This window comes from Maricaulis sp. B-26, assembly GCF_056857855.1.
This window is the reverse complement of sequence record NZ_JBSXNX010000016.1, coordinates 86,332-100,925: the sequence shown is the minus strand read 5'-3', so window position 1 is coordinate 100,925 and position 14,594 is coordinate 86,332. Positions and strand designations below refer to the sequence as shown.

Annotated in this window: 17 protein-coding genes; 11 read left to right on the top strand and 6 right to left on the bottom strand. The window is 62.2% G+C overall.

The features are described 5' to 3' along the window. The first annotated feature begins 9 nt into the window (after positions 1-9). From AC13HB_RS04080 to AC13HB_RS04070, 3 genes are all read left to right on the top strand, one after another. Positions 10-843, top strand: a complete 834-nt coding sequence (locus AC13HB_RS04080) for a hypothetical protein (RefSeq protein ID WP_482948450.1) — start codon at positions 10-12, stop codon at positions 841-843. A 31-nt stretch (positions 844-874) separates the two neighbouring features. After that, positions 875-1,906: a threonine aldolase family protein gene (locus AC13HB_RS04075; RefSeq protein ID WP_482948449.1), complete on the top strand. Its 1,032-nt coding sequence runs from the start codon at positions 875-877 to the stop codon at positions 1,904-1,906. 61 nt (positions 1,907-1,967) lie between these two features. Beyond that, entirely contained in the window at positions 1,968-2,324 is a 357-nt protein-coding gene (locus tag AC13HB_RS04070) for a hypothetical protein (protein WP_482948448.1), read from the top strand. Positions 2,325-2,399: 75 nt separating this feature from the next. Here AC13HB_RS04070 and AC13HB_RS04065 read toward each other — a convergent pair whose 3' ends face one another. Then, on the bottom strand, positions 2,400-2,909 hold the full coding sequence (locus AC13HB_RS04065; RefSeq protein WP_482948447.1) for a response regulator: 510 nt from the start codon (positions 2,907-2,909) through the stop codon (positions 2,400-2,402). 201 nt (positions 2,910-3,110) lie between these two features. Here AC13HB_RS04065 and AC13HB_RS04060 point away from each other — a divergent pair, with 201 nt between their 5' ends. Together AC13HB_RS04060 and AC13HB_RS04055 are read left to right on the top strand one after the other, a co-directional pair. Continuing rightward, complete coding sequence (locus AC13HB_RS04060) at positions 3,111-3,503, top strand: DUF3775 domain-containing protein (protein ID WP_482948446.1); 393 nt, start codon at positions 3,111-3,113, stop codon at positions 3,501-3,503. Between the two features lie 138 nt (positions 3,504-3,641). Further along, positions 3,642-4,220: an outer membrane protein gene (locus AC13HB_RS04055; protein ID WP_482948445.1), complete on the top strand. Its 579-nt coding sequence runs from the start codon at positions 3,642-3,644 to the stop codon at positions 4,218-4,220. 88 nt (positions 4,221-4,308) lie between these two features. Here AC13HB_RS04055 and AC13HB_RS04050 read toward each other — a convergent pair whose 3' ends face one another. Beyond that, positions 4,309-4,776 carry a response regulator gene (locus AC13HB_RS04050; RefSeq protein WP_482948444.1) on the bottom strand — a complete coding sequence of 156 codons (468 nt, stop codon included), beginning with the start codon at positions 4,774-4,776 and terminating at the stop codon, positions 4,309-4,311. Between the two features lie 72 nt (positions 4,777-4,848). Further along, a complete protein-coding gene (locus AC13HB_RS04045; protein WP_482948443.1) occupies positions 4,849-5,292 on the bottom strand; it encodes a response regulator in 444 nt (147 codons plus the stop codon). Between the two features lie 159 nt (positions 5,293-5,451). Here AC13HB_RS04045 and uvrB point away from each other — a divergent pair, with 159 nt between their 5' ends. After that, positions 5,452-7,614 carry an excinuclease ABC subunit UvrB gene (gene uvrB / locus AC13HB_RS04040; protein ID WP_482948442.1) on the top strand — a complete coding sequence of 721 codons (2,163 nt, stop codon included), beginning with the start codon at positions 5,452-5,454 and terminating at the stop codon, positions 7,612-7,614. A 195-nt stretch (positions 7,615-7,809) separates the two neighbouring features. Further along, positions 7,810-8,430 (top strand): NYN domain-containing protein, encoded by a 621-nt coding sequence (locus AC13HB_RS04035; protein ID WP_482948441.1) that lies wholly within the window; start codon positions 7,810-7,812, stop codon positions 8,428-8,430. A 19-nt stretch (positions 8,431-8,449) separates the two neighbouring features. Here AC13HB_RS04035 and AC13HB_RS04030 read toward each other — a convergent pair whose 3' ends face one another. Further along, positions 8,450-9,661: a restriction endonuclease gene (locus AC13HB_RS04030; RefSeq protein WP_482948440.1), complete on the bottom strand. Its 1,212-nt coding sequence runs from the start codon at positions 9,659-9,661 to the stop codon at positions 8,450-8,452. A 286-nt stretch (positions 9,662-9,947) separates the two neighbouring features. Between AC13HB_RS04030 and AC13HB_RS04025 the strand changes: the two genes are divergently transcribed. From AC13HB_RS04025 to AC13HB_RS04010, 4 genes are all read left to right on the top strand, one after another. Further along, a complete protein-coding gene (locus AC13HB_RS04025; protein WP_482948439.1) occupies positions 9,948-10,922 on the top strand; it encodes an MrcB family domain-containing protein in 975 nt (324 codons plus the stop codon). Between the two features lie 287 nt (positions 10,923-11,209). Further along, a complete protein-coding gene (locus tag AC13HB_RS04020; RefSeq protein ID WP_482948438.1) occupies positions 11,210-11,740 on the top strand; it encodes a nuclear transport factor 2 family protein in 531 nt (176 codons plus the stop codon). Positions 11,741-12,242: 502 nt separating this feature from the next. Beyond that, positions 12,243-12,629, top strand: coding sequence for an antibiotic biosynthesis monooxygenase family protein (locus AC13HB_RS04015; RefSeq protein WP_482948437.1), 387 nt, complete (start codon positions 12,243-12,245; stop codon positions 12,627-12,629). Between the two features lie 225 nt (positions 12,630-12,854). Beyond that, complete coding sequence (locus tag AC13HB_RS04010; protein WP_482948436.1) at positions 12,855-13,241, top strand: hypothetical protein; 387 nt, start codon at positions 12,855-12,857, stop codon at positions 13,239-13,241. A 9-nt stretch (positions 13,242-13,250) separates the two neighbouring features. On the opposite strand, the gene AC13HB_RS04005 is transcribed toward AC13HB_RS04010, so the two are convergent. Both AC13HB_RS04005 and AC13HB_RS04000 read right to left on the bottom strand, forming a co-directional pair. Then, positions 13,251-13,886, bottom strand: a complete 636-nt coding sequence (locus AC13HB_RS04005) for an LON peptidase substrate-binding domain-containing protein (RefSeq protein WP_482948435.1) — start codon at positions 13,884-13,886, stop codon at positions 13,251-13,253. 42 nt (positions 13,887-13,928) lie between these two features. Continuing rightward, positions 13,929-14,564, bottom strand: a complete 636-nt coding sequence (locus AC13HB_RS04000) for an SRPBCC family protein (protein WP_482948434.1) — start codon at positions 14,562-14,564, stop codon at positions 13,929-13,931. Positions 14,565-14,594 lie beyond the last annotated feature (30 nt).

Here is a 14,594-nt window from a genome sequence, read left to right as displayed (position 1 = left end):
CACCTTCCCATGTCGGAAGACACGCGCCGCCGGCTGATCGCACTGACCGGGACAAGTATCGTCAACAGCGTGATCGTCTGGATCCTGCTGGCCCTGTCGGTACGGATCGAAATCGCACCCCCCGTCGACTATGTCAGCGTCAGCTTCGTCATGCCGGCCCCTGTCGAGACTGAACCGCTCCCCGAAGCGCCAGCCGAGATCGAACACGTCGCAGAACCGGAACCCGCTCCGCCTCCTGAGCCCGAGCCCGCCCCTGCTCCGGAGCCCGAACCTGCCCAGGAATCCCAGCCCATCCCCGAAGCCATGCCGGAACCAGCACCGGAAACAGCGCCCTTGCACGACCCCGTTGAGGTATCCCCGGAGCCGACCGAACGGGCTATTGCTTCGAGTCAGGGCGAAGATGACGATGACGAGGAAGATACCGCCGGCGACTCAGCGGAGACAGAGACCGAGGACAGCTTTCCGGCCTACGATCTCAACGCCGTACCGATTCCGCTTCCAAACGGAGGCCACGGGACGACGGAATATGCCGTGCGAGAAATCTTCTGCCTGTCCACGTCGGACGGGAATCGCGATGCCCTGAACTGCCCCCCGAGCGACGGCAGCGAGGGTCTGCCCCTGCTGCGCTATGCCAGCGAGGCCAATATTGCGGCGGGCGAAGCGGCTTTTGCCGAGATGTCCGAGGAGGAAATTCGTGCGCTCTACGAGGCGGCGGGGCTGCCGGTCAACGACCTAGATGGACAGCCTACGCTGGACAATCCGGCCGACCGACCGACCAGCGGAGCGGACCAGATGCGCGAATCGCTACCGCCCCAGCACCCCGATCCCGCATTCGGGAATTGACCTCGCCGCGGCAGCCCGCTCCATTGCGGCCATGAATTTCCTGTCCGACACCACTGCCCCCGCCCATCCCGCTCTCATCGAGGCGATTTCGACAGCCAATACCGGCTATGCGGCCAGCTACGGCGCCGACGCGATATCCGCGCGCGTGAAAGCCAAGCTGAGCGAGATTTTCGAAACCGATCTCGAAATACTGTTCGCGGTGTCCGGTACAGCTTCGAACGCGCTGGCGCTCTCGATCCTCTGTCCGAACCATGGCGCCATCCTGTGCCATGACGAGGCTCACATTCACCGCGACGAACGGGGTGCGCCTGAATTCTTCACCGGCGGCGGCAAGCTGATCCCGCTGCGCGGCAATCACGCCAAAATCGCGCTCGACGAACTCGACCGCGCGCTGACCGAAATCCCCGAGGGCTTCGTGCATACCAGCCCGGCCCGCGTCCTTTCCCTGTCCAATCTGACGGAAAGCGGTACAGCCTACTCTGTCGACGAAGTTCGCGAGCGGACCGCGCGGCTTCGCGATCGGCCGGCGCTCATCCACATGGATGGCGCGCGCTTCGCCAATGCCCTAGTGACGCTGGGCTGTTCGCCTGCGGATCTGACCTGGAAGTCCGGCGTGGACGTACTCTGCCTCGGCGCAACCAAGAACGGCGCACTCGGCGCTGAGGCTGTCATTCTCTTCCCGTCGGTCGCCGACCGGATCGAGGAGCTTCAGGCACGCCAGAAGCGAGCGGGTCACATGGCACCCAAAATGCGCTTCCTGGCTGCCCAGTTCGAAGCCTGGCTGGCCGAAGACCTCTGGCTCGAGCTTGCGCGGACCGCCAATGCCCGGGCGAAACGCCTGGCGGACGGCCTCTCCACCCTGCCTGGCGTCGAAATCCATCACGCGGTGGACGGCAATGAAGTCTTTGTGCGCCTGCCCGAGACGCTTGCTGCCGGCTTGCGCGAGGCCGGTGCCGGTTTCTATGGCTGGCCGGACGGATCGGCCCGTTTCGTGACCAGCTGGTGCACCAGTGATGCGGAAATCGACTCACTCCTCGCCGAGGCTGGATCCGGCACTGGCTGATTGCGCCTTGTGATAGTGGAACAAATCAAGTACAACCTCCGCATGCAAAACGGAGGATGAGATGCCGAGCGATTGGGGAATTCTCTTCAAACTCGATGCGGTCGGGTATGATGGGTGTGGACGGGTCGTCCTGTCGGACGCCGATGCCGCGGCACGGCTTGCAACACTGTTCAGACATGCGGACGCGCTGTCCTGCAGATCGGGATGCGGATTGCCGCTCAGTTGCGACACGGCGATGATCACGCGCGAGGAAGTGACCGGTATCGGTCCCGACCTCCTGATCAACAATCCCGACTTCGGTACGATCATGCGCAAGCGAAAAGCGGTTGGAGCACGGGAAGCCGTGATTGTCTTTTCGATCTACCGACGGCTCGACGTCCCCCTGGATGCGGAGAACGCGCAAGCGCCAGCAGCATGATCCGGTCTTGAGCCAATCGGGAAGTCGGTACCGGCATGCCCCGTCCATAAAACGAAAGCCGGCGTGTGGGCGAGGTTATTCGGCGCCGCCGCCATCATCGTCCGTCGACCGGCGCCAGGGACCGTTATAGCGCGGATCCTGACGCCGGCGGCGATCCGGACCGAAATAGGTCGGCGCCTTGATGAATCGGCGGGGCCGCTCGATCAGGGCGGAAATCCGGTGGAAGAGATCGACGGGTCGAACCGGCTTGGCCAGGTATTCGTTCACGCCCGCATTGATCGCCTCGATCACCTTGGACCGGTCGGTGTGTCCGGTGACCATGATGATGGGGAGGTATTTGTTCGCACTGTCCGAAGCCGTCCGGACGAGGCGCGTGAATTCGAGCCCGTTCAGATCGCCCAGCATGTAGTCGACGAGCGCGAAATCCGGGTTCACATCGCGCATCGTCTCGAAGGCGTCGGCCGCATCGCGCACCTCGACGATCGTCCTCACGCCGAACCCCTGGAGGATCGTACGCAGAATGGTCGACATGTGCGCATTGTCCTCGACGATCAGGACTCGAATGCGTTCGAAGCTGCCGGACATAAGCTCTCGTGGAAGCCGGAATGAATCAGTTGAGGGGCCACTCTGCCCCGGCTGACCTTAACCAAGTCTTGATCCGGGCGACAGGTCTGCATTGTCCGCGCCGCCATGTCGCACCCCCGGATATTGGTCACTTACCCGCTTCCCTATGCTAGAGTGCTATTTGTCACGCGTCCGCTGCATCGAGCTTGAAAGGACGATGCCATGAACATCTCGGAACAAACCGTCCGGAAGCTGATCCTTCGGGCTCGGGCCTACGACAGCAAGGAACAGATCGAGGACTTCGAGCGCGATCCCGACAGCGAGGAGACCGATGCGGTCGAAACGCTGCAGACCGGCGATACGGATCCGATACGCACGGAAATCGAGGACTGGGTCGATTCCCTCGACGAGGAAGCCCAGTCGGAACTCGTTGCGCTCTACTGGATCGGCCGCGGCGATTATGATGGCCCGGACTTCGCGAGCGCCGTGAAAGCCGCCGACGACCGTCACAGCGGCTCGACATCGACCTATCTGCTCGGCGTTCCCATGCTGGGCGACTATCTCGAGCTCGGCCTCGACGCGGTGATCGAAGCGGAGGTGTTCGACGACGCCTGAACCATTCACGTCCCACAATAACCGGACGTAAAACCTTAGTTGTACAAAAAAACTTTTCTTGCTGAGCCCCAGCCCCTCTTATAAGGTGTTGGTTAACGGCGGGGCAATTTTTGCTCCCCGTCAGTAATGGGGACAGTCATGAAAACATTTGTAATGGGTGCCGCTGCGACATTGCTTGCAGCACCACTGGCGCTCGCCCAATCAGGCGACATCTATATCGAAGGCGCCGCGGGATACGCCTTCGAAGGCGATTACGGTTATAACGGGCTCGATTTCACGGTCGAAGGCGACTGGAGCGGCGGCGTTGCTCTGGGCATCACCGACCTGATCGGCGATTTCGACGTCGAGCTCGACATCTACTCGACCAGCCGCGGCTATGAAGGCTATTCGACAAGCCTCGACTCGCTGAGCGTGATGGTAAATGGCCTCTATGATTTCGATATGGGTGACAGCCCGATCACGCCCTATGTCGGCCTCGGCATCGGTCAGGTGAAAGTCGAATATGATGGTGCCAACCAGTTTCCGGCTTTTTCAGACGAAGAATGGGTCTTCGGATGGCAGGCCATGGCTGGTGGCCGCTGGCAGGCTAATGAGCAGTTCAGCCTGTTCGCCGAGTGGCGCTACCAGTCGGCCGAAGATGCTGACCTCGCCGGCCTTCCCGTCGAATATGGAAGCCACAACCTTCTGCTTGGCGGTCGTCTGACTTTCGGACAGTAACCCTGCGGAGCCCTTGCCATAAGCGCCCGCCCTGCGCCCGCAGGGCGGGCGTTTGCGTAACTTGTTCCAACGCAAAGCCAGTGAAAAATCAGAAGCCCTGGGCCGGGCGCTGACTGTCCAGCCAGACGACGTCGCCGACATTCTTTCCGGCATGCGCACGGGTATCGAGTACAGCAATAATCCGTTCGGCCATGACGTCCGGGGGAACCGGCTTGACGAGATAGCCGTCACATCCGGCGCGAACCGCATCCGTCACGATCAACATTTCATTGCTGGCAGTCAGCAGGATGATCGGAACGTCCTGATTGATACAGGCGTCCGAGGCACGAACCATGTGGATGAGGTCGATACCCGTCCGCCGGCAGCGCAGATCGTGGTCGAGCAGGACGATATCGTAGACATCCGCATTCAGCGCTTCCCAGGCGGAGGCAATATCGGCGGCCATGGACACATTTTCGCAGCCGCAAGTGTTCAGCAGCCGGCAGACGAGGCTGCGGATGGACGGCATGTCCTCGACGACGAGAATGCTGAGGCCTTGGAGACAATCACTCGGCATAGCCTGCTCCGAACAGGAAGTTCGAATCCGTTATATTTCATGAATGCATTGCCGCCGGGTTAACAGGCTTGGCTAACTCGCACGAGCGGTGACAGTGGAAAGACCGCTTTCGGCCGTCGGGCCGAGGGCGGCCAGAGCCGCGATGCGCTCGCCCAGCATGCGGGCGGTCACCGGTTTGGGCAGGACCGCATCCGCACCGGCTTCGCGCGCGCCTTCGGCAAGATGCGGCTGCCAGGTCGGCGCCAGCAGGATGAGCGGCATGGACGGAGCCGGACCGGACTTCTGGGTGCGGAAGTCCTGAATCAACTCGACCCCGGTCATGCAACCGAGGTCGTAATCGATCAGGGCGATGTCGGGGCGGACCGTGAACGCCATGGCGCGGGCCGATTCCGGATCGGCCGCCTCGTAGATCCGCGTCACGCCAAGCCCCTTGAGGAGCGTCTTGAGCACCGTTCGCACCGGACGGCTGTCGTCGACGAGGAGGACGGTAATCGCATCAAGACGGGCGGCGGACATCGGGCTTCTCCCTGTTTTCAGGCCTTTAGTCTGCCCCCGCTTCCTTAACACCGCCCTACGTGTGGTTAATCTCATATGAGCGCTGCTGACACCGCGCTGTCACGAGGCGCAACAGCGCGGGACTCGCTCCGCTCGCTTGTGCCGCCTATATCTGGCGACATGACCAGACTGACCGTCGACGACACGCTTACCGCTCCGGAAGACTTCGTGCTGGACCAGCTCCCGCGCCAGGCGCCGGAGGGCTGGACCCCGCACCGTCCGGACCGACCGGAGAAGTCCGAGGGCGGCGAACGCTTCAAATGCGTCTCCGAATACACCCCGATGGGCGACCAGCCCGCGGCGATCAAGGAGCTCGTCGAGGGGCTCGAAACCGAGGAGCGCGACCAGGTCCTTTTGGGCGCGACCGGTACCGGCAAGACCTTCACCATGGCCAAGATCATCGAGGCGGTGCAGCGCCCGGCCCTGATCCTGGCCCCCAACAAGACCCTCGCCGCCCAGCTCTATGGCGAGTTCAAGTCGTTTTTTCCTGAGAATTCTGTCGAGTATTTCGTCTCCTACTACGACTACTACATGCCCGAGGCCTATGTGCCGCGGACGGATACCTATATCGAGAAGGAATCCTCCATCAACGAGGCCATCGACCGGATGCGCCACGCGGCCACGCGGGCCATTCTCGAGCGCGACGATGTTATCATTGTCGCCTCGGTGTCGTGTATCTACGGCATCGGCTCGGTCGAGACCTATACCGCGATGACCTTCGAGCTGAAGCCCGGCGACGAGGTCGATCCGCGTGCGGTGATGCGGCAACTCGTCGATCTGCAATACACGCGAAACGACGCCGCCTTCATCCGCGGAACCTTCCGCCTGCGCGGGGACAGCCTGGAGGTTTTCCCGGCCCACTATGACGACCGCGCCTGGCGCATCGCCTTCTTCGGCGACGAGGTCGAGGCCATCACCGAATTCGACCCGCTCACCGGCAAGACCATCGCCGACCTCAAGAGCGTGAAATTCTACGCCAACTCCCACTACGTCACGCCGCGCCCGACGCTCAACCAGGCCATCGTGCAGATCAAGCGCGAGCTCAAACAGCGCCTCGCCTGGATGGAGGAGAACGGCCAGCTCCTTGAGGCCCAGCGGCTGCAGCAGCGCACCGAGTTCGATCTGGAAATGCTCGAGGCCACCGGCTCCTGCGCCGGCATCGAGAATTATTCCCGCTACCTCACCGGCCGCAAGCCGGGCGAGCCGCCCCCCACACTGTTCGAATACCTGCCCGAGGACGCCCTCGTCTTCGCGGACGAGAGCCATGTCTCCATCCCGCAGCTCGGCGCGATGTACAAGGGCGACTATAACCGCAAGAAAACCCTGGCGGATCACGGCTTCCGCCTGCCCTCCTGCCTCGACAACCGCCCGCTCAAATTCGAGGAATGGGACGCCATGCGCCCGCAGACGGTCTGCGTCTCGGCCACGCCCGGCCCCTGGGAGCTCAACCAGACGGGCGGCGTGTTCACCGAGCAGGTCATCCGCCCCACCGGCCTGATCGACCCGCCGGTCGAGGTCCGCCCCGTCGCCGCCGACGGCGCCTCACAGGTCGACGACGTCATCGCCGAGGCCCGCGCTACCGCCGAGGCCGGCTATCGCACCCTGGTCACCACGCTCACCAAGCGCATGGCCGAGGACCTCACCGAGTACATGCACGAGCAGGGCCTGCGCGTGCGCTACATGCACTCCGACGTCGACACGGTGGAGCGCATCGAACTGATCCGCGATCTGCGCCTGGGCGAGTACGACATCCTCGTAGGCATCAACCTCCTGCGCGAAGGCCTCGACATTCCGGAGTGCGGCCTCGTCGCCATTCTCGACGCCGACAAGGAAGGCTTCCTGCGCTCGGAAACGAGCCTCATCCAGACCATCGGCCGCGCCGCGCGCAATGCGGACAGCAAGGTCATCCTCTATGCCGACCGCGTCACCGGCTCCATGCAACGCGCCATGGACGAAACCAGCCGCCGCCGCACCAAGCAGATCGCCTATAACGAAGAACACGGCATCACCCCGACCACCATCACCCGCGGCATCAGCGACATCCTCGAAGAGGTGATGGAGTCCCAGGCCAAAGGCCGCGGCGTCGCCGCCAAGGGCCGCAAGAAGGGCGACGGCAAGCCGAAAGGGCTGTCGGATCGCGGCCAGGCTGGTTTTGCCGGCGGGGAGAATATCACCGCGGTGGTGGCCGATCTGGAGAAGCGCATGCGCGAGGCTGCTGCGGATCTGGAGTTTGAAGAGGCGGCGCGGTTGCGGGACGAGATTATGAAGCTCAAAGCCGACTGAGCGGCTGGACGGTCCGGTCAGGGCGATGCACGCGCCACAACCTTAACAAACATGATTGATTTCACCCGTTTTACGTGTATATTGTCTCGCAACACTGCCCATTGACGACCCAATCCATCGGGGCCTATACACCGGTTAACTCCCCCGGCGTGCTTCGTCCGTCGGGCGCAAGGCTCCTTCGGGAGCCTTTGCTTTATGCGCACCCATGTCTATGTCGACGGCTTCAACCTGTATTACGGCGCCCTGAAGGGCACGCCGCATAAATGGCTGGACTTGGAACGCCTGATGACCGGCCTCCTGCCGCGGAACGACGTACAAGCCATCAAGCTGTTCACCGCACGGATCAAATCGCGGCCGGACGATCCGACCGTGGCCCAGAGGCAGAACGCCTATCTGCGGGCTTTGACCGCACATTGCCCCCGCGTCGAACTCGTCTTCGGTCACTTCCTCTCGCACACGACGCGGATGCCCCTCGCGTCGCCCGCCGCAAACGGCGCACGCACCGTGGACGTGATCAAGACCGAAGAAAAAGGCTCCGACGTCAATCTGGCCGTCCACATGGTCGACGACGCCTGGCGCGACCTCTATGACGCCGCGGTCATCGTCTCGAATGACAGCGATCTGGCCGAGGCCATGAAACGCGTCCGGGCTCTGGGCAAGACGACCGGCCTCGTCACTCCGGCCGCGCGCCGCGCGTCGCAACAGCTTGCACGCCACGCCAATTTCAGAAAGCAATTGCGCTCCAGGCACCTCGCCAAGGCGCAATTACCGGAACAAATTCCGGGGACCAATATTTCCAGACCGGACGAATGGTAAGGCCATTCAAGAATGGCCGTTACACCCCCTCCATCGCACCAGCATAATGCGCCACCACATCCTTAATCCGCGCCTTGTGCCGATAGAGATCATCCGGCCCATCAACATAGACGCGATCCTCGTTCTTCCCAGCATCGAAGAAGATCACCGACTTGGTCTTGCCTTCGAGGAAGAGCCGGCAGATCGGTTTGCGGTTATTGTCGTCGAACAGGATGGCGCAATACGCCTTGGCATCACGGATCGCGATGTTTGAAGCGTCGGTCACTTCAGCGGCGATCGCCTGGATGATGTAGAAGGCGCGCCATTCCTCCTCAGTCGTATGAATATCGCTCTTGGGGGCCACCGGCGTCACGGCCGAGGCCTCTTCCGAAGGATCATTCCCATCATCATCCCCCAGCGCGACTTCCAGGCGCTGACGAACGCGTTGGCGGATGATGTCATCAAAAGCGCGACGGATATTCGGCTTCAGACCTTCCACGACTTTGGCGGTCAAATTGCCCTCGTAAAAGCTGCGCCCGACCAGCTTCACGAACTCGTCGTCCGGGCTCTGAATCTGCTCGGTGATATAGGCGGCGGCCAGGCGAGAGTATTTCAGGCCGGCAGCGGTCTCCTGAACGAGATCGATGTTGAAGGCCGACTTGGAGAACTTCTCCAGCTCGCGCAGGTCGGCGTCATCATAAGCCTCCAGCGAGAATTTGAAGAAGGGTCGCTCATCCATCCTGTTGGGCGCGTCGATATCGGTGAAGAACCAATAGTCCGCGCCATTGGTGAGGATAGCAATCCGCCCTTCGGTCACGCCGAAATAGCGATAGAGCTGACTGTACTGGACATTGCCGAGATTGGCATTGAGCGGTTTGGCCTCGATAATGAATTCGATCCTGTCGCCGATTGCGACCGCATAATCGACCTTTTCGCCTTTCTTGATGCCAACGTCCGCCGTGTATTCGGGGATGACTTCTGTCGTATCGAAGACGTCGAAGCCGAGCTCCTTGAGGAAGGGCAGGACAACTGCCTGCTTGGTCGCCTCCTCGGAAATATCCGCCTGAGACTTTGCCTTCGCCAGTCGGGTGGCAAGTCCACCCACAGCTTCCTTAAAGCTCATTATCGCCTCCCCTGAAGATCGATCAGTAACCCAGCTATAGATTATGCTAGAATTGCCGGCAACTTTGGCGCGAGATCGTGCGCGTCGATACAGGGAGCGGAAAAACGGGAACACGGAAAACAGGGACACACACCATTTCCCCCACCCCACCTTGTTATCCCGGACGGATATCCGGCCGCGGAGCGATCCGGGTGTAGATCCGGGACCTATACGCGTGGAGCCGGCCGGAAGCCGGCTCGAAACCGACATCGCACTCGCTATCGACAAACTCCAGTGTTTATGGGTCCCGGCTCTACGCCCCGCTTTCGCGGGGCATTCGGCCGGGATGACAAGTAGGGTGATGGCATGAGGTGGTGAAAGCGCCCCACCCCACTAACCACTTGATCTCCCGCCCCTACCAACCAAGAGTGCCGATATGAGAGACGCACTCCTAAGTTGGCTCACCACCTACCCCGCCGACCGCGCTGCAAAGCCGCGCCTAAAGCGGGGAACAGCATCACATCAGGCAGTTATTTATGATGTTCCGGAAGCGCTGACGGCACACATCGTTCATCGCGACCGGTTCCAGCCGAAGGGAAGTACGGGGCCATCCTCTTGGGCGGAAATATCGTGGGTTGCCGTGGTGGATCAATTGATTAGCACGACGACACAAGATGGATTTTATGTCACCTATCTACTCAGCGCAGACGGAGAGAGACTCGCTCTTTCCATTCAGCAGGGCTGTGCGCTCCTTGAGAAGAAGGTGGGAAGAGAGAATGCCCTCGCCGAATTGAAGCGGCGCGCCCAGCTTATGAGGACTCGAGGACCAGACACTCCCAGTCGGCTCAATACGGACGACATCGATTTAGGAGCATATTCGAAAGGTCATAAGTTTGGCCCACTCTATGAAGCCGGCCATGTGCTCGGCCGGACCTATCAGGCGGATGCGCTGCCGTCCGACGAAGAACTGATCGGAGATTTCAAAGCCATCCTCCACGCCCATATCACCATTGCAGCGAATGGCGGCCCGACATCCTTGGAGAGCATGGTCGAAGCCGCCAAGGCTGATGGGCTGGGCAAAGCGGACCTTTCCTATGTGAAGCGCTATAATCTTCACCGCGTCGCCGAGCGGAATGCCGCCCACGCCAAAGCCGTCAAAGCGCACTATCCCGATATCTGTATGGGCTGTTTCACCGATATGACAGCCGTCTATGGCGAGACTGGCGCAGAGATGCTGGACGCCCACCACCTCACCGCGATTGGTCACCTCGCCGAAAACGAGATGGCCCGCTTCACCGTTGAAGACTTCGCCGTCCTCTGCCCCAATTGCCACCGCATCATCCACCGCCTGGTGGACTCGTCGGACTTGGAGAAGTTGCAGGCGATCGTTCGGCGCGAATGGGCGGAGTGAGGCTTAAATCTCTTGCCAGCCAGTGCGCCGGATAGGCTTCGGGTGGTCAAGGGCGGCCCGGCGGGCCGCCGCTGCGCGGTTTCACCCTTGAGCACCCGAAGTCTATCCGGCCTTGTCCCGGCATGGGATTTAAGAACGGGTGCGCCCGGGCGGGCGGCCTCCGCAACTACCACCTTCGCCTTGTCATCCCGGGCGAAGATCCGGGACCTCCCCACCCCGCATTTCCTTGCCGCACTCCCCCGTAACGCGTAGCGTCGGGCAGGTTTAAACCCTGGGGGGGAAATATCATGAGAACGGTTTTTGTGGCGCTGGGTGCGCTGATGCTGGCGTCCTGTTCCGGCGGCGGCGACGATCTGGCGGAGACGCAGGCTGAGAATGTGGCGACGGTCGAGGCGCTCTATGCGTCCTTTGCGGCGGGCGATGTGCCGGCCTTCGTGGGGATTCTGTCGGAAGACATCGTCTGGAACGAAGCGGAGAATTTCCCCTATGCCGACGGCAATCCTTATATCGGCCCGGATGCGGTGCTCGAGGGCGTCATCGGCCCCGTCGTGGCGGAGTGGGACTACTGGAATGTCGTGGTCGAGGACATCATGCCGAGCGGTGATGACCGCGTGATCGCCACCGGCCGCTACGAGGCGCGCAATACGGCCAATGGTGCCGAGATCAGCGCCCAGGTCGCCCATTTCTTCACCGTGGAAGACGGCCGGATCACCGAATTCCAGCAATATGCGGACACTTACCAGGTGCGCATGGCGGTCGGGGCCGAGGCCGAAGCCGAAGAGCCGGAAGCGTTGATGTCTGACGACCCGACCGAATAAACTTATCCCCACCCTCCAGACGTCCCGCATAATCACCCCCGTTCTCGCACCGCTCGAGGCCCGGACCGGTTATCCGGGGGTGTGGGAAGAACGGAGCTTGCCCGCTCCGGTCGGGTTGACCACGACCGGATCCGGTGAGGCCATCGGCTCGGAACGGCAGCAAAAGCGCTGACTGTCTGTCCAGGCCGGTTTCGAGAGGGCACCCGTGAGGGGGCCAGCAAATCTCCGTGTGCGGGATGTCCCTGATGTCACTCACACCTACACACAATCCGGCATCAGCCGGCATTCCGCACCCCTCATATCGCCAAGCCGTCAGGTCGTGGCGCTATCGGTGCTGAGCAGCCGGGCATTCATCAATCGTGATCGGCCTCGCCCCTGACTTTCTGGCGGGAAAGGCGCATGCTGCCGCCAGCCGGTACGGAGACCTTTACGCGTACGCAGTCCGGCTCCGTCCCGGTCCATTTACGTCCCCACCACACCCCATTTCCGGGAGGAAACCGACATGTCCGACATTCGGGCCCATGCACATTTCAGTATTCACGACGGCAAGCTGGAGGCCTTTCGCAAGGCTGTGGACGAATGCATCCGCATCGTCGACCAGCTCGACACCGGCACGCTCCTGTATGACTGGTTCATCAATGAGGCCGGCCATGAGGCCGTGCTGATCGAGCAATTCCGCGACAGCGAGGCGGTGATCGAGCATATCGATCATCTCGGCAATCGCCCTGACGCCGTGCTCGCCGTGTCCGATATGAGCGTCCAGGGCTTTGGCGAACCGACCCCCGAGCTCCGCGAGCGTCTGGCGAAGTATGATGTGACGATCTTCACGCCGCTGGCGAAGGCGAAGCTCGGCCAGACGGGCAAGACGAAAGCCAAGGCGACCGTCTGACCCAAAGGTCCGGCCGGGCGCGGGGTGCCGTCCGGCGACCGGACATACGGGGGATGTTCGCTTACCATATTATTTCGCTAATACGTAGAAACCGGGGAGCTACCCGCTCATTCATATCCGGTTTTCAACGAATATTGCGACTTTGTCATATTCTCGGCACTTTTCGCGCCATAAAGCGCTCACTTCCTGGAGGCACTGCCGGAGACCGGCGGCAAGGGGCATGGATTGAGGCGAGCTTTTTCGATCGATGGCGTCGATATTTGCATCGACGGACGGATTCTCGAGCTGAGGACCGAGGGGACCCGTACGCCGGAGACGGCGGCGCAAGTCCAGCGTTCCTTTCTGCCCCTGCTCGACAGCTATCCGATCGACGGCATCCTGGTCGATCTGCGCAATGCCCATTACGATATCGAGGGCGTGGCCTGGCAGGAGGTGCTTCACCGCCTGACCCGTCTGGCGAGCGAGAAACATGTCGCCGTCGTCGGCCGACGCGAACAGGCGAACACTGTGCGGAGCCTGGTCGACACCCATGCCGCGAATGGCGGGCGGAACCGTTGCTTCCAGTCCGTGAACGCGGCACGGCATTGGCTGGCAGAGCACCTGCCCGGCTAGAGCACAGGCTTACTGGAGCGGGCCGTCGGCACTGCCGGCGAGGCGCTCGGCCAGGGTCTCTTCCATCACAAGCAGACGCGTCTCGGCGTCCTCGGCCTCCAGCATGGCCTGACGCTCGGATGCCGAGAACGGTGCACCGACGGCGAGCTGATCGACGATGTCGGCCAGCGGCGCCCGGGTCAGGGCAGCCCAGTCGGTGGAAATATGCTCAGCGCTGAACCAGGCCTGGAGCAGGGCGACGAGCCGTTTGCGATCGCCCCCCAACTCGGCCGGCGGCTGGAGATCGGCACGGTAGGGCGCATAGTCCGGCCGCGCGATGCGATAGGGCGCGGCGCTGTCCTCCTCGGCGGCGAGGCGGAAGCGGCTCACTCCGACGAGATTGATCAGATAGCGCCCGTCGCGGGTTTCCTCGAACTGTTCGAGACGACCGGCGCAGCCGACCGGTGCGAGATGCGGACGCTCGGGCGTGCCTCCGTCGCGGATCTGGATGATGCCGATATGCCCGCCCTCGCGGCGGACATCGTCGACCATGTTGAGATAGCGCGGTTCGAAGACATTCAGCGGCAATTGCGCGCCGGGCAGGAGTATCGCACCGCCCAGCGGGAAGAGCGGCAGGGTTTCGGGAAGAAGTCGGGTCTCACGCATGGGTTTGAAATAGGGCCTGGCCAGCCGGTCGCCAAGGGCCGCCTATTCCGCCTCTCCGCTCGCCGTCTCGAATGCCGCACACGGCGCCTCGGGCTCTAGATGGCAACCGCCCTCGACCCAGGGCTTCAGCCGAGCTCCGATGAAATGCACCCAGACCGAGCGCACCACGCCCGCCATTTCGGCATCGATGTCGCCGGCCATGTTGAGATCGACGCGGAAGCTGGTCGCGCCGTTGGACGTTCCGTCCGCGCTCTCTGCGGGCTCCAGCGTCCAGCTGGTGACGAGGTCGAAGGCCCGCCCGGACAGACCCAGCGGGCCGTGCAGGCGTAACTGATGCGGCGCGCGCACGAAAATCACCTCGGCATGCAGGGCACCGTCATCGCTGCCCGCCGCAGGCCGCTCGTAGAAGCGTCCACCCATACGCGGTTCGATGACGAGTTCGCCGGGATCGGGCCAGAAACTGTGGTCCCACCAGCCGCCGACCTCGCCGGTGGCCGCGCCGAATACGGTCTCCACAGGCGCATCGATGAGGACTTCGATCGTGGTCCGGAAACCCTGGACTTCGAAAGCCTCGACAACGGGAGTGTCGAGAGCGGGTGAGGACGCCTCGCCGGGTTCGCCTGCGGGCAGCTGCAGATGGGCTGCGGCCAGGATGATAAGGGCCGGTATCGTCGTCATCGCAATGTCCTCCCGCCTGCTTTGGCAAGG